At 44.4% G+C, this 20014-nt stretch carries 19 protein-coding genes; 14 read left to right on the top strand and 5 right to left on the bottom strand.

What is annotated here, in order from left to right; translation table 11 throughout:
• Position 1: 1 nt before the first annotated feature.
• Entirely contained in the window at positions 2–550 is a 549-nt protein-coding gene (locus CHH60_RS04950; RefSeq protein ID WP_095358194.1) for a hypothetical protein, read from the bottom strand.
• 129 nt (positions 551–679) lie between these two features.
• Positions 680–1459: a DUF817 domain-containing protein gene (locus tag CHH60_RS04945; RefSeq protein WP_095358193.1), complete on the bottom strand. Its 780-nt coding sequence runs from the start codon at positions 1457–1459 to the stop codon at positions 680–682.
• A gap of 293 nt (positions 1460–1752) precedes the next feature.
• Between CHH60_RS04945 and bamE the strand changes: the two genes are divergently transcribed.
• The 9 genes from bamE (at position 1753) to CHH60_RS04900 (ending at position 9861) form a co-directional block, all read left to right on the top strand.
• Positions 1753–2490 carry an outer membrane protein assembly factor BamE domain-containing protein gene (gene bamE, locus CHH60_RS04940; protein ID WP_176475986.1) on the top strand — a complete coding sequence of 246 codons (738 nt, stop codon included), beginning with the start codon at positions 1753–1755 and terminating at the stop codon, positions 2488–2490.
• 188 nt (positions 2491–2678) lie between these two features.
• The gene (locus CHH60_RS04935) at positions 2679–3371 is read left to right on the top strand and encodes a CPBP family intramembrane glutamic endopeptidase (RefSeq protein ID WP_176475985.1); all 693 of its coding nucleotides are present in this window, start codon (positions 2679–2681) and stop codon (positions 3369–3371) included.
• 164 nt (positions 3372–3535) lie between these two features.
• Entirely contained in the window at positions 3536–4216 is a 681-nt protein-coding gene (locus CHH60_RS04930; protein WP_141236935.1) for a hypothetical protein, read from the top strand.
• Positions 4217–4413: 197 nt separating this feature from the next.
• Positions 4414–5799, top strand: a complete 1386-nt coding sequence (locus CHH60_RS04925) for an MEDS domain-containing protein (RefSeq protein ID WP_095358189.1) — start codon at positions 4414–4416, stop codon at positions 5797–5799.
• A 160-nt stretch (positions 5800–5959) separates the two neighbouring features.
• The gene (locus CHH60_RS04920) at positions 5960–6304 is read left to right on the top strand and encodes a YojF family protein (RefSeq protein WP_095287272.1); all 345 of its coding nucleotides are present in this window, start codon (positions 5960–5962) and stop codon (positions 6302–6304) included.
• A gap of 23 nt (positions 6305–6327) precedes the next feature.
• A complete protein-coding gene (gene bshB2, locus CHH60_RS04915) occupies positions 6328–7002 on the top strand; it encodes a bacillithiol biosynthesis deacetylase BshB2 (RefSeq protein ID WP_095287745.1) in 675 nt (224 codons plus the stop codon).
• Positions 7003–7179: 177 nt separating this feature from the next.
• Positions 7180–7611 carry a MarR family winged helix-turn-helix transcriptional regulator gene (locus CHH60_RS04910; protein ID WP_176475984.1) on the top strand — a complete coding sequence of 144 codons (432 nt, stop codon included), beginning with the start codon at positions 7180–7182 and terminating at the stop codon, positions 7609–7611.
• A 98-nt stretch (positions 7612–7709) separates the two neighbouring features.
• Positions 7710–8795: a YhgE/Pip domain-containing protein gene (locus CHH60_RS04905; RefSeq protein WP_095358187.1), complete on the top strand. Its 1086-nt coding sequence runs from the start codon at positions 7710–7712 to the stop codon at positions 8793–8795.
• Positions 8796–9024: 229 nt separating this feature from the next.
• The gene (locus CHH60_RS04900) at positions 9025–9861 is read left to right on the top strand and encodes an alpha/beta fold hydrolase (protein WP_095358186.1); all 837 of its coding nucleotides are present in this window, start codon (positions 9025–9027) and stop codon (positions 9859–9861) included.
• A 90-nt stretch (positions 9862–9951) separates the two neighbouring features.
• Here the strand turns inward: CHH60_RS04900 and metE are convergent, their stop codons facing one another.
• Positions 9952–12246, bottom strand: a complete 2295-nt coding sequence (metE, locus tag CHH60_RS04895; protein ID WP_095358185.1) for a 5-methyltetrahydropteroyltriglutamate--homocysteine S-methyltransferase — start codon at positions 12244–12246, stop codon at positions 9952–9954.
• A gap of 229 nt (positions 12247–12475) precedes the next feature.
• Between metE and CHH60_RS04890 the strand changes: the two genes are divergently transcribed.
• Positions 12476–12679 carry a DUF6366 family protein gene (locus CHH60_RS04890; RefSeq protein ID WP_095358184.1) on the top strand — a complete coding sequence of 68 codons (204 nt, stop codon included), beginning with the start codon at positions 12476–12478 and terminating at the stop codon, positions 12677–12679.
• A 116-nt stretch (positions 12680–12795) separates the two neighbouring features.
• The gene (locus CHH60_RS04885) at positions 12796–13269 is read left to right on the top strand and encodes a GNAT family N-acetyltransferase (RefSeq protein WP_176475983.1); all 474 of its coding nucleotides are present in this window, start codon (positions 12796–12798) and stop codon (positions 13267–13269) included.
• A gap of 209 nt (positions 13270–13478) precedes the next feature.
• Here CHH60_RS04885 and CHH60_RS04880 read toward each other — a convergent pair whose 3' ends face one another.
• Together CHH60_RS04880 and CHH60_RS04875 are read right to left on the bottom strand one after the other, a co-directional pair.
• Positions 13479–15794 carry an MMPL family transporter gene (locus CHH60_RS04880; protein ID WP_095358182.1) on the bottom strand — a complete coding sequence of 772 codons (2316 nt, stop codon included), beginning with the start codon at positions 15792–15794 and terminating at the stop codon, positions 13479–13481.
• Between the two features lie 41 nt (positions 15795–15835).
• Positions 15836–16447 (bottom strand): TetR/AcrR family transcriptional regulator, encoded by a 612-nt coding sequence (locus tag CHH60_RS04875; protein ID WP_249280998.1) that lies wholly within the window; start codon positions 16445–16447, stop codon positions 15836–15838.
• A 297-nt stretch (positions 16448–16744) separates the two neighbouring features.
• On the opposite strand from CHH60_RS04875, the gene CHH60_RS04870 reads away from it, so the two are divergent.
• The 3 genes from CHH60_RS04870 (at position 16745) to CHH60_RS04860 (ending at position 20010) form a co-directional block, all read left to right on the top strand.
• A complete protein-coding gene (locus CHH60_RS04870) occupies positions 16745–17707 on the top strand; it encodes an ROK family protein (RefSeq protein WP_255247826.1) in 963 nt (320 codons plus the stop codon).
• 37 nt (positions 17708–17744) lie between these two features.
• Positions 17745–18317, top strand: a complete 573-nt coding sequence (locus CHH60_RS04865; RefSeq protein WP_095358651.1) for a sugar O-acetyltransferase — start codon at positions 17745–17747, stop codon at positions 18315–18317.
• A 223-nt stretch (positions 18318–18540) separates the two neighbouring features.
• Complete coding sequence (locus tag CHH60_RS04860; RefSeq protein WP_095358181.1) at positions 18541–20010, top strand: sensor histidine kinase; 1470 nt, start codon at positions 18541–18543, stop codon at positions 20008–20010.
• The last annotated feature ends 4 nt before the right edge of the window (positions 20011–20014 follow it).

The raw sequence follows: 20014 nt of genomic DNA, 5'->3' as shown, positions 1-20014 counted from the left end.
GTTATTGAGGAATAAGCTTCAAGAAAGCTTTGTTATCAAAATCTTCAGCTTGAATTAGCCAATTACCATCTTTTTTGATAAGGGAAAGTCGTCCTTCCAATGGAACACGTTCCAGATTTCCATTTTGCTGATCCAACACGAGATCCATTGTGTAGTCCAGATCAACATAATTTTCGAGCTCCTGATACACAGTGAACTTCATATTTTCGGGTTGAAGTGAGGCTTGTTGAATCTGTGCTGCGTTCAATGCCAGCAATGCGTAACTATAATTCACTGGTTTATCCGCATAACGTTCAGCATAGTAAGGCTCCATCTCAGCATACCGCTCCAGCACAACATCTTCAGGTAAGGGAGATTCCGGGACCTTGTCGATGGTATATTCTTTTGTCTTAAAGACTTCCGCTGCAATGGTGGCTTCTTGAGTAGGTGTCATGGTCGTATTTTTATTAGGTACGGATTGCTCGGTTTCTGCCTCGGTTTGAAAACACCCTGTCATCATTAAAATAATAGATAACAACATGAACACAAAGAGCCAAGAATGTCTTTTCATCCATCAACATCTCCTTTCGATTAGAATAACTATCCATCTTATACGTTTCAGACGGGAATGAGTCTCCTAATTTTTGCTAAAGAAGTCATTGTTGGACGGTTAGACCATTTCTAATGTCAGTCTTAATACTTAGTTGGGGCCAATGTTAGTTCGATTGGCTTTGACATATTTAAGCTGGGCGACAATGATGACGCTAATGATTACGAGCAGGAACCACGAGCTGATTTTGCTGAAACTAACCAATTGCCAGGCATCGTGCTGGTCGGGGTATTTCCAGCCATTAAAAAATGTAGCAATATTCTCGGCAGCCCAGATGAAGAAACCTACAATGACAAAAGCGAGCGATAACGGCATGCGATATGTCTTGGTCCGTACCCGATAGATGATCCATGTTTTCCAAAATACGATAAAGACCAGAGCCGTGAGCCACCAACGAAAATCAGGAATGAAATGGTGGGTGAAGAAGTTGAGATAGATGGCTCCTCCGAGCAGAAAGGAGGGGATGAAACCAGGCCATCCTGTCATGTCCATGCGTAATCTGCGCCAGATCTGACACATAAAGCTTGCCACACTCGCATACATGAAGCCGCTGTACAGCGGCACTCCGAATATTTTGGTGAATCCAGGCTCTGGATATGACCATGAACCCATGCTTACTTTGTACAGTTCAAGCACCAGTCCAATAATGTGAAACACACATATGACTTTAATTTCATCCCGGGTCTCCAACCCACTACGGTACATGAGATACTGGACGCCAAGCAAGATCAATAGAATGGCATCATAGCGATGAAAGAATGGAACCTCGATCACGCTGGTGATGGCTAGGGTGCCGAAGATGGCCACAGGGAAAATGCAGCTCATCGCCTGATGATAGCCGAAATGCAGCAATTGAATAAAAGCTTTCAAATCGGGAAATCTCCTTCCGGTACTTGTTCTAAAAATGTTCTGGAATTCATGTTTGTCTTCTATAAGTACATATGTAGAGCTACCGTTAATCATACAGAGACGAAACCGAAGAAAAAAGAGAAATTAAATGATGAATCTCTTCTTGTTTTCGTTTAGGCATATACGTGTCAAAAGACCTAAAATGGTTTAAATCTATATACAAAAGTTGCTTCATGAGAGAAAATTAGGATTTCTACATATGAGAGAGAGGAAGATTAGGTTTGAAGAAATGGCATTACACTTTATTAACATTCATGCTTTTCGGAATTCTTTTGGCTTGTGGGGGGCAAACAGGGATAACCCCGGAAGTGTACAAACAAATTCAGGAAGGCATGAGCCAGCAAGAAGTAGAAGAACTGGCGGGTCAGCCCGCTGAGAAAGAAACCAATAATCCCTATGATGTATGGATTTATGATGGACAAGATGGAATTGAACGAGGCGCAACGGTGCGCATTGAATTTTCCAAAGAGGATCAGGTTCTGTTTAAATCTCAGAAAAAGCTGTTTGAGGGGCCCAAGGCCGAAGAGAAAAAATACACTCCGGAAGGAGAGCTGAAGGAGTTCATCACCGCATTCAACAACCTTGTCAGTCAAAATGAAGACGTGGAGTTCCTTCAGCCGATTTCGACGGAAGGTCTGGATTTCAAGAGAACAATCTTTTACGATGGACAAGACACGATCATTACGGTATCCGATCCAGCAATGATTAATGATGCCAATCAATATACGAACAAGATGCATTTTGAAATCGAAGAGGATGGGACATTAAACGAGATCTATTATATTGGTGCAGATCTTGAATATCCTGTTCTGGTGTTACATGCCCTGAACGTTAGTGAGAAAACCATTGATCAAATTCTGACAAGTTATAAGGACATTGATGTGGAGACCCTGGAAAGTAAAAGTTTTAACTTTAATGAAGAGCCTTACTCAATTTCCATAAAGAATGGATCACCTAAAACTTTAGTCGTTACCAAGAATGATAGCGAGTAAAATATGTGTCCAGCGTACTGTCAGACTCGACAACTTTTGTTGTCGGGTTTTTGTTGTTGAATAAAACTCAGGTGATTATTCAAGGCATAAAGCGTAAGTATGGATCACGGTATGTTATGATACTATATATTGGATTCTCAAGTGTGAATATATAGCGTGAGAGATTAAAAATGATTGTGGAGCCATTTATGAAAATCAAATCACTGATTTTACTAAGTTTCAAAATTATCCTTATATTCCTGATCGGTTATACCATATCGCACTTCCTGCGGGAGTGGATTAATGAGGTTTGTTATTCCCTGAGAGTAGCTAATGAAGTGCGTATTATCCTATCCAGATTTAGTGTGATTGCTTACATAGTTCCTTTCCTTATGATTAATGTGCGGAGCATTTTTTCTGCTGAAGTTCTACGAGTAGGAAACTTCCGGGCAAGCATTTCTTTCCCCTTGATATGGCGAGGAAAAGAAGACCCGGTGTGGAGATTTCTTGGCATTTTTGCAGTTGTAATGGTGATCGGAACAAGTTGTTTTATCTATTCCTATGCAAGTGGTTTAAATCATAACGAATTCAGGCTGCTGTTGTATTATGGACTGATATTCTCTCTCGTAAACTCCATTTTAGAGGAGTGGGTATGGAGGGGCGTCGCACTTAGCCAATATATAAAATGGTCTGGTAGCGTTTATGGATTAATCGTTACAAGTCTGCTTTTTGGGATGTCCCATTATGACTTGGGTTTCTCCATTTGGGTATGCATTGCCTTTTCAATCGGTGGGTTCTTTATGGGGGGAGTCGCCATTCGATCTAAGGGAATCATTGCTTCCATTCTGATGCACATCTATATGAATATCATTTTTACGATGACGGGTATGATTTTTAGTTGAACCAGGAATCTGGATAGAAAAAAAGTACATCTATCTGAAATTATATAGAAATAATCTCCAGTACTAGATTAACTCGTGGTATGCTACAATTCTCAGACGTGCCAATTTTTGCATTCATATTTTGGCTTGTAATATCTCTAGAAACGGCAGATGATGATTTGATTATGAAAAATTCCAAGTTGATCTGGATATTCGCAGTCCTTATTTTAATTATTATTGGGTTCTACAACTATCAACTCCATGCGGCGAGGGAACAGACGGAAAATTTGAAAAAACTGTACCAGACCAAGAATGATATTGGCTTTTTGACGCTTTTGAGAGAAGGGCATTCCTATATCCCCTTGGCAGAAACACTTGAGAAAATCAGCAAAGTAACCGACGAGGAAGATCCTGCTAAGGTGCAGAAACTCATCGAACTGGCCAAGAGCCAAGCAGACGAAGCTGATTACTATCTTGGAACTCTTATTCAGTTTAGTGATAGTTATGTAAATGACATCAATCCTCAATTCATGGTTAATCACACGGTTATGACCTCGAAGAAGCAGGAGGATATGTATATCCTTGCTTCGCAAGCAGGTGTGTTTATGACAATGTACCAGATTAGCTACAACTATTGGAAAGATAAACCCAAACAGATTCCTCAGGGAACAAAAGAAATGCTCCATTCCATGGCCAAAGAGCTGAGAGCTCTGGACGATACGCTGCAAGAGTTTAAGGAAAAGGCTATTTACGCTATCGAATGGGGAGAATTTTCAACCAAAGAGCAGATTAAGGATTTTACTCAGAGAGCCATCAAGCCTCATTTAGAGAAACTAATCAAAATGAAGAGCGAGTTTGGAGGATAATCCAAATCATGTCACTGAAAGACGTATAATGTTCCCTGAGTAAAATAGAAGCCAGGATAGATTACGATACAAGTCGCCGATATGGCGGCTTTTTTTCGATTACGTCGACAGTTTCGTATTTTTTCCATAATAAATGTGACGTATAAATTTATATCCTTTATAGTAGAAAATAAAAGCAAAATCCGAGGAGTCCTTATATGAACAAACAAGCAGTACCGTTAAATTCGTTGACCAGTGTCACGGACGGAGGCCATATCATTTATTTGTTCGAGGATTTCGATCGTTATGTTGATAATGCGGTATCCTATATTCTAACGGGTATAGACCAAGGTCATCACATCTTATTGATAGAAGAAGCAGACACATATCTTGATATTTATAACAAGCTCAACGATGTTATCTCTGGTGACCAGCTTCAGTATCTTCATTATGCTAACAACGTGGATTATTACGGATCACGAGGGGATTTTAGTTTTCAGCATATTCTCACTCATTTTCATCAGGTAATGGGGATGGTACAAGAGAATAACATGTCCATTCGTACGTGGGCCAATGTAATGACGTGGGGGGAACATAGCGAAGACAAAATCCAGGGGAATTTGATCAATTATGAGCGACAGACTTGCGGTGTAGTCCGTGAATACGGGATGGTATCTGTATGCGCATATAACGCATCCGCCATTTCTTCGTCATTGCAGCTTAAGATGATGAGAGAGCATGAGTACATAATGACTGACGTGGAATTTGTAAAATCACCCTTATATAGTCACCTGCCTTCGGAAGAGGTCATATTCCCTTCACTTTCAGTACAGAGAAGATTGCTGAACGAACAGAAGCATCTCTTAATCGAGAAGGAAGCCATGGAAATGGCCAACCAGGTGAAGAGCGAGTTTATTACCACCATGAATCACGAGATTCGTACCCCGATGAATGGCGTGATGGGAATCACGGATCTGCTGGCTTCAACCGATCTTACCGATAAGCAGAAGGAATATGTGGCCACACTGCAAAGAAGCGGGAAGTCTCTGCTGCGTATCGTCAATGATATTCTGGATTATAGCAAATTGGATTCAAATCATGAACAGCTCCTGAAGGAAGCCTTTAGTATCAGAGAAGCCGTAACGGATACGCTGGATATTCTTAGGGTTGGAATTCTGAATAAGAAACTGCAAGCCAACGTTTCCATTGATCCGGATATTCCAGAGATTCTGATCGGGGATGATGGAAGATTCAGACAGGTGATTCTAAATTTGCTGGGAAACGCAGTGAAATTTACGGATGAAGGTGACATTTCCTTGGAAGCCAGACGGCTCTCCACAGATGCTGGAAAGGTCCGGCTTCAATTTACGGTCAGGGATACAGGAATCGGAATTCCTCAGGATAAACGGAGTCAGTTGTTTATTCCATTTCACCGAGTGGATAACAGTGTTACTCGCCGGACGGAAGGTACAGGTCTCGGATTAGCGATATGTCATCGAATTGTACAGTTCATGAATGGTGAAATTGCTCTTGAAGCGGAAGATCCGACTGTGCGCGGGACCACAATTACCTTTACAGCGGAATTCGATACGTATACAGCATAAGGAATGCAATAAACCTATAACTTAGAGGCTCATTTAGAGGACATAGTAGTGCTCACCGATGTATTGTAAGCGGTCAGGTGATTACGAATTGTTATTTCTCCATGAACATATGGTAAAATGAATGAAGTATTTATCTTTTAGACCACATAAGGAGATCACTATGCAACTTATACAACCTCAAGATGTCCAAGCCCGGCTCAATGGTTTCATTGATCAGGATCTATACTTACACCTCGAAATGACGACAGGTGCGTACGCCAATCACTATGATAGTACTCGTCACCCTGCCTCGGCTTTTATTTCCAATGCGGCCATTCGATACACACAGGGATCTATTTCAGGCACCAACCCATACCGGGTTGGTTTAAAAACGACGACGGGTTGGGTTTATGCGGAAGGCCTTACCCATATTGATGAAAATGAAAAGGATCGGCTGATTTTGGCGGGTCACGACAGCCAGGGGAAATTGGTTGTGGCCTTTCAACTTAGTCGGGAGAGTTTCTGATGGAAGCGGAGGATCGAAACAGCATGAACAATAAATCATACGAAAATGAACGAATTTTGGTGATATATCCCCATCCTGACGACGAGGCTTTTTCCGTTGCCGGAACGCTCGCAAAATATATTGATGGCGGTGCATACGTTACGTATGCTTGCCTGACTTTAGGCGAGATGGGACGCAATATGGGCATTCCGCCATTTGCGAACAGGGTCACTCTGCCTGCCATCCGCAAGGTGGAGCTCGAAGAGTCTGCTCAGGCGATTGGTATTCAAGACTTGAGAATGCTTGGTTTTCACGACAAGATGATCGAATTCGAGGACGCTCATCTGCTCGATAGCCGCATCATGGATTTGATAGAGGAGCTTAAACCTACCATCGTCTTTACCTTTTATCCAGGTTATAGCGTGCATCCCGACCACGATGCTACGGGTGCTGCAGTCATACGGACTATTTCCCGGCTGCCGGCAGAAGAGAGACCCATCGTATATTGTGTAGCCTTCTCCAAAAACCATGAACAGGCCATTGGAAAGCCAGATGTACATGTTGATGTAAGGGGATATCTGGAGCAAAAAATGGGAGCCATTCAGGCTCACCGTTCGCAATTTCAGGCTGCAGAGCTTGTCGGCAACCGGAAATTGGATGACGAAGAAATTCAGCGCAGATTCGGCAGAGAAGCATTCTGGACGTATCGCTTTGAGTAAAATGTCTTAACTCTGTTCAACCAAAGAACAGCGGAGCCGCCTTCATGGCGGCTTTTCCATTTTAACCGAGAGAACGTACGGATCAGAAACATTAGATTGACAAAGATTCAAATTAGGGATATTCTTCTTAAAGAATATTAATAGGCTATGCTAGTATTTCAGGGAGGGCTTAACCTGATGTCAACTCATCAAGAGAAAGATCCCATTGGATTGTTATTATCCAGAACATACTTTGTCCACAAAAAAAGAGTTACCCATCTACTGCAGGATTACGGCATAACACCTGAACAATATGGGATGCTCGAACAACTGTATCAGAACGAAGGCATTACACAGAAGAAGTTATCCGAACTTCACGGTAAAGATCAAACGAGTGTCGGCAAGACATTGGAGCGCTTGGAGCACAAGGATCTTATTATTCGAAGCACTGATCCTGTTGATCGCCGAGCCATCCTGCTGCGGCTTTCCGAGGAAGGGAAAGAGCTTTATTTACAGGTAGTTCCTCTGATGAATAATATGGATCAATCATTAAGGGAATTAATTACCCCGGAAGGGGCAGAAGAACTTGCCGTACTGCTCAACAAAATTTATGAAGGAATCTCCAGCTGATTCGTCAGCTGACTTTTTTTGCAGAGATACATGCATGGCCTATTATATGTTAGCCTATTAATTTGCATCTGGAGCTTTTCCAAGAAGGAGAGAAATTCATGTCTGTTTTTTCAGTATTAAAAGATTTTTTGAAGATTCTACAAACCAAGATCGGGTTGGTCTTTGCTTTGGTCGTTCCACTGATATTCACCATTGTCTGGTTAACGGGTTACAACGGAGCAACTGAACGATTGGACCAACTTAAAATAGGTATTATTAACTCGGACGGAGCAAATGGACAGAAAATAGAAAAGATCATTCAGGAAACAGTCCCTTTCAAAACAGCAAACTATGCATCTCTTGAGGAAGCTGAGCAAGACATGAATGATGGGGATATTGGTATGATCGTAAGTATTCCTGCCCAGTTCGCTGCGAACCTGGACAAAGGGGAAGGGCAATTAACGTATTATGTCAATCAGGCAGCTTCGGAAGTTTCCAGATCCATATTGGAGGGTTCGGCTGAAGGGATATCTACCAGCGTAGGCGCTCAGCTATCAGGAATCGTTCAAAAAGAAGTGGTCACGACAAATGTGGTTAAGTCTAACAACATCACCAATTTTGCACTCAGTATGCTGCCCATGATCCTTGGTTTTATCACATATATCGCAGTGATGACCATGAATATTCAATTGAATCTGTCAACCATGATCCTTAGCCACAAGTACGATCGATGGAAAATTTTCTGGGCCAGACAGCTTCTGCTATTGATGGTGTGCATCGTAGCACCTCTCATTATTACGACTGTAGCCATGTTGTTTGTTACCCCTGTCGCTTCCTTCTGGGAAATGTGGGGATTCCATATTCTCGTATACATTGCCTGCGTATGTCTGACTCAAATGTCATTTGTATTATTTGGTGGATTAGGAGCTTTGTTTAACGTAGCCATGATTCCTTTCCAGCTCATGACAGCAGGCAACATTATTGCAACTGAAATGCTCACGCCGTTCTATCGTCACATCGGAGATTTCCTGCCTGCATCCAACGCGGTTCGGGGATACGTCCGACTCATCTATAGCGGAGCACCAGTGACTTCAATCGTGATTAACCTTATTTTGATTGCACTGGTTACATGGGGAATAACCTGTGTACGTGTGGCTTTGCATAGAGCACCAGCACCTGGCGCAGCAATCACTAACGCTCATTAAACATGACAAGAATTATATACGCACAGAAATGAAATGTGTTTGCATGATAAGTCGCCTAGCAGGCGGCTTTTTTGCTAAAATGACAGGTGTCGTTTCGAAGTTATTCGCTGTATTCAGTTCAAATGGCATACTCCATCTAATTCTTGGGTACGATTGACAATCAACGTTTGCATATGTAACATTTAAATAGTAACAAACAAAAATATAATAACTAACGGAGGGATTTTCCTTGGCTAAAGTAAATGTAGGCGAAGAGAATGCACAACCAATTGAACTGTATTATGAAGATCATGGCGCGGGAAAACCCATCATCCTTATTCATGGATGGCCATTGAGCGGACGATCCTGGGAGAAGCAAGTACCTGCCCTGATCGAAGCAGGCTACCGTGTTATAACGTATGACCGTCGTGGCTTTGGTCAGTCTTCCCAACCTTGGGATGGTTATGACTATGATACCTTTGCTTCGGATTTACATAAATTGATTCTGCAGCTTGATCTGCGCGATGTTACACTGGTAGGGTTCTCCATGGGAGGCGGCGAGGTAGCTCGCTATGTCGGAACTTACGGAACCGAACGTGTTTCCAAAGCTGTATTTGCGGGAGCAGTTCCTCCTTATCTCTATATAACTGAAGACAACCCTCAAGGTGGATTGGATGATGCAACGATTGCAGAATTCCAAAAAGGCGTAAAAGGGGATCGTCTTGCATTCCTGGAAGGCTTCACAACTAACTTTTTCGCCGCAGGAGACCGTACGGACCTTGTGAGCGAACCGTTCCGTATCTATAACCGGGATATTGCAGCTCTGGCTTCCCCTAAAGGAACATTGGATTGTATCGCTGCCTTTGCTCTTACCGATTTCCGTCAGGATCTGGAGAAATTCAATATTCCGACACTGGTTATCCATGGTGATTCCGATGCCATCGTGCCTTTGGAAGTGAGTGGACAACGAACTCATGAATCGATCCCTGGCAGCCGTCTGGTGGTTGTAGAAGGTGGACCACACGGATTTAATGCGACTCACCCTGAACAATTTAATGCAGCATTGATTGATTTCTTACAGGGTTAAGGTTAACTGAACTGATAACTTTAGAAAAAAGCACGAAATGAAAAAGAGCAGGACACCCCATGAGAAGGAGGGGCGTCCTGCTTTTTAAATTTACACCGCTTTGATGGCATGATGTTGTTCACGAGCGATTTGGGTCGCCTGAACCATGTTACGCAAGGAAGCAACCGTTTCTTCACGTCCACGGGTTTTTAGGCCGCAATCGGGATTAATCCAGAACAGCTTGGGATCCAGCACACGCAGGGCGCGCTCAATCATGGTTGTCATTTCTTCCACGCTCGGGATCCGAGGACTATGGATATCGTACACACCAAGGCCTATGCCGAGCTTGTACGTATTTAATTCAAAGCTGTGAATCAGCTCGCCGTGACTTCGTGATGTTTCTATGGAGATGACATCAGCATCCATGGCTTCAATGGAATCGATCATGTCATGGAATTCACAGTAACACATATGGGTATGAATTTGCGTTGTTTCTTGTACCGTACATGTGGAGATGCGGAATGCTTTGACCGCCCAGGCCAGATAATTGGCTTGCTCATTTTGCTTAAGTGGAAGGCCTTCACGAACAGCAGGTTCATCCACCTGGATCATGCCAATACCCGCCTGCTCAAGAGCTTCCACTTCCTGTCTGAGCGCATAGGCCAGCTGATAAGCAATGTGCTCGCGCGGTATATCATCACGGACAAAGGACCAGTTCATAATGGTTATCGGTCCGGTCAGCATCCCTTTTACAGGTCGCTGGGTTTGTGACTGAGCGTACTTGGTTTCTTCAACCGTCATTGCCTGAACAAACGCAACGTCACCGAAAATGATCGGTGGTTTTACACACCGGGAACCATAGGATTGAACCCAGCCATACTGAGTGAAGGCAAATCCTGCGAGTTTCTCACCGAAGAATTCCACCATATCTGTACGCTCAAACTCCCCGTGCACGAGGACATCCAATCCGATCTCTTCCTGAATTTGAATCCAGGCATCAATTTGCTCCCGAATAAACTGGGCATATTGCTCGTTGCTCAACTCACTCTTGCGCCATAGTTGCCGGGTCTTGCGTACCTCTGCAGATTGAGGGAAACTGCCGATCGTGGTTGTCGGAAAAAGAGGCAGCTTCCATTTTTCCTGCTGGGCAATATGACGTTTAGCGAACGGGAGCGAACGCGCAGGCTCTTGTAATCGGAGTGCTGCAACAGCCTGCTGCACGTCAATGCGATTACGTTCTTGTGACTGCTTAAGAGGCAGAAGCGCCTGATCTGCATGATCAATCGCGTTCAGAATGTCGGCATGTCTTGATGTGCATGCTTTTGTCAGAAGAGCAATTTCCTTCAGCTTCTCATCTGCAAAGGCGAGCGAGCTCTTGAGCGCAGGGTCGAGGTTCGACTCGCGTTCTGTTGTAACAGGCACATGCAGCAAACTGCAGGACGGTTGCACAATGATACGCTCAGGTGCGACCTGTTCAATCAGTACATCAAGCAGGGACAGTTTCTCTTGAAGTGAAGCCTTCCAGATTCCGCGACCATCAATAATGCCTGCACCCAAAATCTTGTCAGCCGGGAAGCCATTTGTCTTAATGGATTGCAGATTGCCCGAGAGCCCTTGGACAAAATCCAGTCCAATTCCCTGTACCGGAAGGGTAATAATGTCGCTATAATTCTCCACAGATTCAAAGTAAGTCTGCAAGAGAATGTTCAAGTTAGGGACTGCGGCTGCAAACGTCGTATAGATGTTTTGCAGAAGCTGTAAGTCATCCTTGCTTAATTCGGTAACCAGAACAGGTTCGTCAATCTGAACCCACTGTACACCTTCTTCTGCAAGTTCCCTAAGCACCTGTGTGTAGAGTGGAAGTAAACGTTCCAGCCAGGCTTCCGTCTCGGATTTGTCGTAACCTTTGGAGAGCTTCAGGAAGGTTAAGGGTCCGACGATCACCGGCTTGCCTTCAATCCCGAGCTTCTCTTTGGCTTCGCGGTAAGCGATAAGAGGTTTATTTTCGGTAAGTACAGGAGTTACATCATTCAGCTCCGGGACGATGTAATGATAGTTGGTGTTGAACCATTTCGTCATTTCGCTGGCTGCAGCATCCTTGGTGCCTCGTGCGATGCCATAATACACGGACAAAGGTACGACCCCGCCATCATATGTAAATCGTTTGGGAACAATACCGAACATCACGGCCGTATCAAGAATGTGATCATAATAACTGAAGTCGTTGACTGGAATGAGATCGATTCCTTGATCATGCAGCTTGCGCAAATGGTCTAACCGAATCTCCTGTAAACGGGTGTGAAACGTAGGTTCATCCAGTTTGCCCGACCAGAAGGCTTCCAGAGCTTTTTTCCATTCCCGATCAGCGCCAATTCGTGGGTAACCCAATACACTGCTTTTAGTCATCTTCATAACCCCTCTTCAAATGTGTTACAGAAAAGTTATCACAGTTATGAAGTTATAACGTAATTCCATTAAATTATATCTAGCTATAGCCTGAGACTATATCAGAAGAGCGGAGATTGGTGGAAAAAGAATTGGAAGTTTACTCCATATGGTATGATTGCCTAAATGCATACACAAACACTGACTCTGATGAGAGAAGTCATCGATCTGAACCATTGGAGGGGAAATGATGAATAAAGATCAAGAAACTCCCGAGAAGATGAGAGAGCGACTACAACGAGAAGAGCAGCGTGATCATGCTGGGGGTACGTTCAAGAATGGATTGGATCGTGCACAATTCGGTAATCTGGGAGAACTGGCAAGCAGTCTGGGATGGATCGGTACAGGCGTGGTTATCGTAGTAATTATTGCTGTTTTTGTATGGTTGAAATAATTTTTTACTTATACAAAAGATCTATCGATGGAATGATTGACGCTGGGATCAACAGGTGTTATTTTATACACATCCGTAATACCAATAAAACCAATAGAGTAAAGGGGATTTTGCATATGTCGTTGGTTGTACAAGCGGCTGCTGAGGACGTACGCGGCGAGGATTCAGTACAGTTGATCCGGGAATTAAGCAGTGAGCTGGGCTCGTTATATGGCGGGGATGGAACCGCAGGCTTTCAACCATCAGACGTCGAAACGCCACGTGCTGCTTTTATTGTAGCCAGACTGGATGGGCATCCGGTAGGGTGCGGAGCCATTAGGCCGCTGGATGATCAATCCGTTGAGGTTAAGCGTATGTACACCAGACCCGGTTTTCGTCGTAAAGGAGTTGCTCAGGCCATACTTGAGGAAGCCGAACGCCTTGCCGCGGAATTTGGTTATACCAATCTGAAGCTTCAGACAGGACCACTTCAGCCAGAAGCTGCAGCGCTTTATGAAAGAGTAGGGTACTACAGCATTCCGATATTTAGTGGAGACTGGGACAGGGTTCTGGCTTTTCAGAAAGACCTGGTGCATCAGCGAGTGAATTGAATTGACTAAATATGTATTAGTAGATCACGAAAATGCATAAATAAAGCACTCTCAAGGCTTTTTAATTGTCATAGGACAAGTAGAGGCCAAGAAAGTGCTATATTTTTGGTTTGTTAAGGGCTAACAGATTCAACAAATCATGTGTTTATAACGTAGGAAATGAGTCCAGTTTTGTCACAACAGACAGGTGAAATCCGATCCTAATTATCTTACTGTTTTTCCTTTGCATTCAGTTCAGCAATGAGCTTGTCACCTTCAACATCGAGGTTGGGAAGCGAGCGATCCAGCCATTTTGGCAGCCACCAGGCTTTATCTCCGAAGAGAGACATGACTGCCGGAACCAGCGCCATCCGAACAACGAATGCATCAATCAAAATGCCCAAGGCCAAGGCGAATCCAATCTGTTTAATCATAATATCATGCGTGAAAATAAAGCCTGCAAACACGGATACCATGATAATCGCCGCTGCAACCACAACGCGGCTGGCCATTTGATAGCCGTTCATTACACTTTGATTCCCGCGATGACCATGTACATAAGATTCTCTCATCGAAGAAACAAGGAAGACCTGATAATCCATAGCCAGACCGTAAAGAATTCCTGTTACCATGATTGGAATGAAACTGAGCAGAGGACCGCCCGTGTCAAAATCAAACAACGCTTTTGCCCAACCCCACTGGAATACGGCAGTGGTCAGACCGAATGTAGCCAGAATACTAAGCAGGAATCCAATCGTTGCCTTGATTGGAACCAGGATGGAGCGGAAGACCAGAAGCAGGATAACCAGAGACAGAATAACGATAATTCCGATATATACCGGGAAGACTTCAGCCAATTTGGCTGACATATCAATATTGACCGCTGTAAGTCCGGTAACGCCAAGCTTCATATTATGATTGGTTGCAATGGTAGAGTCAGGAGAACGCAATTCTTCAACCAGCTGTTTGGTTGCGGCATCGGTTGGACCCGAATCTGGAATGAGACTCAGAATAGCCATTTTTCCATCTTCACTCACACCTGCTGGTGTGACGACAGAGACATGTTCAAATTGTTGCAGATCCTGGGCGATGGCGCCCAATGTTTGTAATGATACGGTTTGAGAAGAGTCCGTAGGTTCCGCAACAATGAGTAAAGGACCGTTAAATCCTTCACCAAAACCTTTCGTAATGGCATCGTAACTTTGCCGTGCAGTCGTATCCAGGTTAGCAGTTGCGCCAGAAGGCATGCCCAGTTCCATTTTGGCTACCGGGATTGCAGCCGTACCCAGAACGACAATAACAGCTACAATGACAAGCCAGCGGAATTTAACGACACCAGAGATCCAGCGATTAGCAAACCCGTTTGATTTTTTGTGTGCATTGGCCTGATTTTTCTCTCTTGCTTTACGAGAGCAGATGCGCTCACCCAGTAGACCCAGCAATGCAGGGAGAAGAGTAAGGGCAATCAGTACGCTGAACAGTACGGTAACCGATGCGACGATAGCCATCATGCTCAGGAAGGTGATACCAATAACCAGCATTCCACAAAGTGCAATGATCACCGTTAATCCAGCAAAGAACACGGCACTTCCTGCTGTTCCTACAGCTCTGCTGGCCGCTTCGCGTGCATTCAGATTCTGGTCGAAAATCAGTCTGCGCTGACGATTGACGATGAATAATGCATAGTCAATACCAACGGCAAGTCCGATCATGAGAGCGAGTACAGGCGTAAAGGATGTCATGCTGACAAAGTTGGAGACAGCAAATGCTCCACCAACACCAGCCGCAACCCCAAACAGGGCAATGACAATCGGCAAACCTGCGGCAACTACGGATCCTAGTGTCATGAACAACACAATTGCCGCAATGACCAATCCGTAGATTTCGTTGGTTCCAATCGGTATGCCCACTTCTTTCAGGGAATCACTTGGCAAAACCGAGATATTTGTACCTCGTTGGGCTTCGCTTACTGCATTCACAACCGAATCCGTGACACCTTTCGGTAGGGAGTTTTGCTGCACTGTGAATTGGAACTGGAACAGCGCAACATCTCCAGCGTTTGAGATCAACACGCCAGGTACTGGCATTCCTTCAATCATGAGTGGTCCATAAGGAGGCAGGTTGCTTGGATCCGCACTTTGCTCGCCTGCTCCAGCAGCACTCTGACTGGCCTGTTCCTGCATAGCTGAGGCATCGGCGCCACTGGCAGCAGCGAGCTCAGCAGGGTTAATAACATAATCCAGTTTGTAAACTTCACTTACTGCCTTACTGATGGCTGCCAAATTCTCAGGCGTATCCAAACGCTCGCCTTCAGGGATATTAAAGATTACGCTGCCCTGACCACCAGAGGCTTGAGGAAGCTCCTTTTCCAATTTGTCCAAGACGTTCTGGGATGCGGTTCCTTCAAGTTTGATGTCTGAAGAAACGTGCACTCCGTTTATGCCAAGTGCCGTTCCTACAATGCCGAGCACCAAAATCCAACCCATAATGAAATACCACGGTTTATCGTAAGCCGTTTTCCCCAGCCTGTAGAGTAATTTTGACATCGAATTGATTTCTCTCCTTCTATCTCTAATGTTCGCCTTTTCTAAAATCCATCTCGCAAATACGTAAACATAGAATCTATGTATTCATCAAATGAAATAGATTCTTCCTTATCTCCTGAAGGAAGCCCAGGAAGTTGTACGTGTACACTCCCATCCAGCATAGGGATAATTGCCGCACAAACAGCGCCAGCAAGAAAGTGATTATACCCCGCCGGGTAACGATCACCGAATAGTTCACTTAACATCAATTTAGCACCGTTTTGCAAGCGATTCAGCAGGGTTAGCGTATGAGGCATTAAGCTTGGATAGATCTTTGAAAGTTCCAAAATCTGATAAATTCGACGAAGGACTTCTTCAGTCAATTGCATCTTAATGAACTGATACATTACCTCAAGCGGAGTTGTATCTTCAGGCAGCTGACTGATCATTTCGAAGTATTCCTCCATCCTGTGAAAGTGCTCACCGGCCATGACCACGGCTTCTTCCTTACAGGAAAAATGATTGGCGAACGTTCTTCGCGAGTATCCGGCACGCTGCACAACATCCTCAACCACAAATCCGTCCATTCCATGCTCTAATGCAAGTTGGAATGCAGCTTCAGATAGGGCACTTGCAGTCGCTTCCTTTTTAATGGCTCGCAAACTCTGTTTCAAATAGTCTCACCTCCAGTTCCTCAATGGATTTGTGAATGGTTCTATCATATCAATTCATTGCCCATTGTGCAATTTTACCCAAAGTGTAATTTTGCGCAAAAGGAAGTTATTCGTATTGTTAAGATTATGTTTGATGAAATTTGTGGACAGCGTTGTGAAAATCAATTATGTTAATACTTAACGAAAGTATTTTCATAAGTGTGAGAGGTGAGAAGCATTACAAAAGGACCCATTACGAACAACACCATGCGAGTGAAGAAAATGAATGAGGAATTGGTGCGACAAACATTAAGGACAATGAGACAAGGTACCAAATCCATGGTTGCACAAGCAACAGGGTTAAGTGTCGCTACCTGCCGCAGCATATTAATCGATCTGTTGAATGCAGGTGAACTGGTGGAACTGGATATGGAGCAATCGAGTGGGGGCAGGCCCGCTCAGATTTATAAGTACAACGAAAACTATGCCTACATCGTGTGTCTCATCGTGAAGGCAGGAATCAGTCATCACTCTATCACTTATGGCGTGGTTAATCTGGCAGGGGAAACTGTGGAAAAAGGGGAACTGAATACGGAAACGGATCAAATGAATGAAGGCTTCATCATTCAGCTTATGGATAGCCTCATCGATAACCATCCGCAGATCCGAGCTGTGGGTATCGGTGTTCCAGGTGCTGTTCATCGAGGCATAATCAATGTGTCGGATATCCCTAACCTGGTCAATGTTCCACTGGCCGATTCCATTCGAGAAAGACATGGGGTCGAGGTTATTGTAGAGAACGACATGAACCTGACGGTGTACGGTCTATATCAGAAACAAGAATACGAAGATGAGGAGTCTATTATTGTCGCGACCTTCATTGAAGGCTCCTTACCTGGTGCAGGAATCATGATTGATGGGCATATTCACAGGGGGAACACCCAGTTTGCCGGAGAGATCGCCTTTTTGCCACTTGGCCTTTCCCATGATGAGCAATTCATGTTACTCCATAATCGAGATACGTTCCATACACTTGCTGCACGTTCAGTATCAAGTCTGATAGCCGTAATGAACCCCGAGACCCTTGCATTGACTGGCACGTTGGTACAGCCGGAGGATGTAGAGATTATTCGGAATGAATGCTTGAAGTACATACCAGAGATGCATATGCCTCAGATGAGACTATTGAATGACCCAGATGAGAATTATATGTTTGGATTAATATCAATGACTCTGGAAAGCCTCTCATATTCGCTGCAGCTTGTGGAAAAACGGAGGTAACGTGAACTATTACAATACGGAGAGGGATGCTGGATATATGGATACAAAAACGGAAAAACAGAAGATGCTCGCTGGAGAGCTCTATAAAGCTTGGGACCCTGAACTGACGCGTGATCGAGCGTACGCAAGACGGATGACTCGTATGTATAATCAGAGTACCGAAACGGATGAGGAACTTCGAACAGATATCTTGAAAAAATTGTTGGGATCAACTGGTGAGCACTTAAGCATGGAGCCTAACATCCGGTTTGATTATGGCTACAATATCCATGTGGGTGATCACTTCTACACCAATTTCGATTGCACCATCCTGGATGTGTGTGAGGTAAGAATCGGCAGTCACTGCTTGTTTGGGCCAGGTGTTCATATTTATACGGCGACACACCCGATTGATCCGTTGGAAAGAAATGAAGGCCCCGAATACGGTAAGCCGGTAACAATCGGAGATAACGTGTGGGTAGGTGGACGAGCGATCATTAATCCTGGAGTCACCATTGGTAATAATGTAGTCATTGCATCCGGAGCCGTGGTAACCAAGGATGTTCCGGACAACGTGGTTGTTGGGGGGAAACCAGCCAAGGTGATCAAGAGCATTGAAGTTTCGCAGTAACCTCCTATGCTGTAATGAAAGCTGAGAACACATATCTTTGTAACAGGTTGTTGTTATGAGATTCGTGGAAGACAGCTAAATCTGCATGATGGGATGATAGAATTAAATCAAAGCCGATATGGAGAGCGTTCCATATTGGCTTTTTTGCATCTGGGCAATTGAATCCATCTTGTGTTAACATGTGCACTAACTAATCCTATACCATGCTTATAAAGGGGAACCCATGTCCATTCGAATAAAGATGCTGCTGTCCTTCACGGGCATGCTCGTGATAAGTCTGCTGTTTATCCTGCTAACGGCAAGTCTGTACACGATTGCGGCAACAGGAGATCTGCAGAGTTTTCGTGATATTTATAAGGTGCATTATCAGATCAACCCACTGACTGAACAGGGAGAATCGATCTTTCAAGAGATGAAGTTTATGGCCAAAAATGAACCGGATGAGCTGCAAAACAAAGATTTGCTGCGTGAATATGACATGAAACTTCGAGCCGAGAAGTCAGGTCTCTATGTCAGACGCGAGAACAGCCAGATCTTCGAATCGCTGACCTTCAACCAGCCTGAACTGAAGCAGGCACTGCCTGCCTATGATCTGAACAACTATCAGATACGCAGTACGTTTAATATTGGTGAACGCTTCTATGCCTATGCCAAATTTGACTTTAAGTATACAGACGGGGAGCGGGGAAGCATCTTCGTCATTCGTGAACGGAGTCCTTTTGCCGAACTGACCCGTAAGCTGCTGCCCGTGATGTCACTCCTGCTCATCGGGGTGCTCATTATTGCAAATCTGCTGCTGTTCCGCTGGATTACTCGCAGCTTCATTAAACCGTTAAATCAGTTGCGGAACTCCGCAGAGCAGATTAAGGAAGGGAATCTCTCCTTCAAGCTCCAGCTTCATTCCAATGATGAGGTAGGCCAGCTCAGCGAAGCGTTTGAGAGCATGCGGAACCAACTGCAGCGTTCCAATGAACTAAGGCAGCAGGACGAAGTGAATCGCAAAGAGCTCATCTCCAACATTTCGCACGATCTCCGGACACCGATCACCAACATTAAAGGCTATATTGAGGGGATTCGTGATGGCGTGGCGAACACTCCGGAGAAAATGGAGACCTACGTTAATATCATTCATTCGAAGGCAGTCAGCATGGATAAGTTGGTGGACGAGTTGTTCCTCTATTCCAAGCTGGATTTAAATCAGGAGCCTTTCCTGTTCAAGGTCATAGACCTTGTTGATTTCCTTGAAGACAGCATTGAAGAGCTGAGATACGATCTGGAGGATAACGGGGTCGCACTCGATTGGGATAACCAGTCGTCAGGTCCAGTAATAGCTTCAGTAGATCTCGACAAACTAAAACGTACTGTCGTCAATATAGTCGATAATGCACTGAAGTACATGGAGAATGAACACAAACGATTCGGCATTACACTTCAAGCAGATAACGAATGGATTACGATGGCGTTTCAGGATAACGGCAAGGGAATACCGGAAGAGGCGCTGCCTCACATCTTCGAGCGTTTTTATCGTGCAGAGCAATCTCGCAATTCCTCGACAGGAGGAAGCGGACTAGGACTTGCGATCGCCCGTCAGATTATCGATGGACACGGAGGATGCATTTGGGCAGACAGTGTGGCTGGTGAAGGTACAACGATTTATATTCAATTAAAAAGGCTTATGGACAAGGGGGAGTAGCGGA

It is taken from the genome of Paenibacillus sp. 7523-1, from assembly GCF_002276415.1.
GTDB lineage: Bacteria > Bacillota > Bacilli > Paenibacillales > Paenibacillaceae > Paenibacillus > Paenibacillus illinoisensis_A.
This window is presented reverse-complemented; position numbering and strand designations above follow the sequence as displayed.

Bases quoted from the DNA above. Each gene is read 5' to 3' on its own strand.
- CHH60_RS04950 (WP_095358194.1), bottom strand. From the start codon at position 550: ATGAAAAGACATTCTTGGCTCTTTGTGTTCATGTTGTTATCTATTATT.
- CHH60_RS04930 (WP_141236935.1), top strand. From the start codon at position 3,536: ATGAAAAATTCCAAGTTGATCTGGATATTCGCAGTCCTTATTTTAATT.
- CHH60_RS04865 (WP_095358651.1), top strand. From the start codon at position 17,745: ATGGATACAAAAACGGAAAAACAGAAGATGCTCGCTGGAGAGCTCTAT.
- CHH60_RS04880 (WP_095358182.1), bottom strand. From the start codon at position 15,794: ATGTCAAAATTACTCTACAGGCTGGGGAAAACGGCTTACGATAAACCG.
- CHH60_RS04910 (WP_176475984.1), top strand. From the start codon at position 7,180: ATGTCAACTCATCAAGAGAAAGATCCCATTGGATTGTTATTATCCAGA.
- CHH60_RS04920 (WP_095287272.1), top strand. From the start codon at position 5,960: ATGCAACTTATACAACCTCAAGATGTCCAAGCCCGGCTCAATGGTTTC.
- CHH60_RS04935 (WP_176475985.1), top strand. From the start codon at position 2,679: ATGAAAATCAAATCACTGATTTTACTAAGTTTCAAAATTATCCTTATA.
- metE (WP_095358185.1), bottom strand. From the start codon at position 12,246: ATGACTAAAAGCAGTGTATTGGGTTACCCACGAATTGGCGCTGATCGG.
- CHH60_RS04860 (WP_095358181.1), top strand. From the start codon at position 18,541: ATGTCCATTCGAATAAAGATGCTGCTGTCCTTCACGGGCATGCTCGTG.
- bshB2 (WP_095287745.1), top strand. From the start codon at position 6,328: ATGAACAATAAATCATACGAAAATGAACGAATTTTGGTGATATATCCC.
- CHH60_RS04905 (WP_095358187.1), top strand. From the start codon at position 7,710: ATGTCTGTTTTTTCAGTATTAAAAGATTTTTTGAAGATTCTACAAACC.
- CHH60_RS04885 (WP_176475983.1), top strand. From the start codon at position 12,796: ATGTCGTTGGTTGTACAAGCGGCTGCTGAGGACGTACGCGGCGAGGAT.
- CHH60_RS04890 (WP_095358184.1), top strand. From the start codon at position 12,476: ATGAATAAAGATCAAGAAACTCCCGAGAAGATGAGAGAGCGACTACAA.
- bamE (WP_176475986.1), top strand. From the start codon at position 1,753: ATGCTTTTCGGAATTCTTTTGGCTTGTGGGGGGCAAACAGGGATAACC.
- CHH60_RS04925 (WP_095358189.1), top strand. From the start codon at position 4,414: ATGAACAAACAAGCAGTACCGTTAAATTCGTTGACCAGTGTCACGGAC.
- CHH60_RS04870 (WP_255247826.1), top strand. From the start codon at position 16,745: ATGAGACAAGGTACCAAATCCATGGTTGCACAAGCAACAGGGTTAAGT.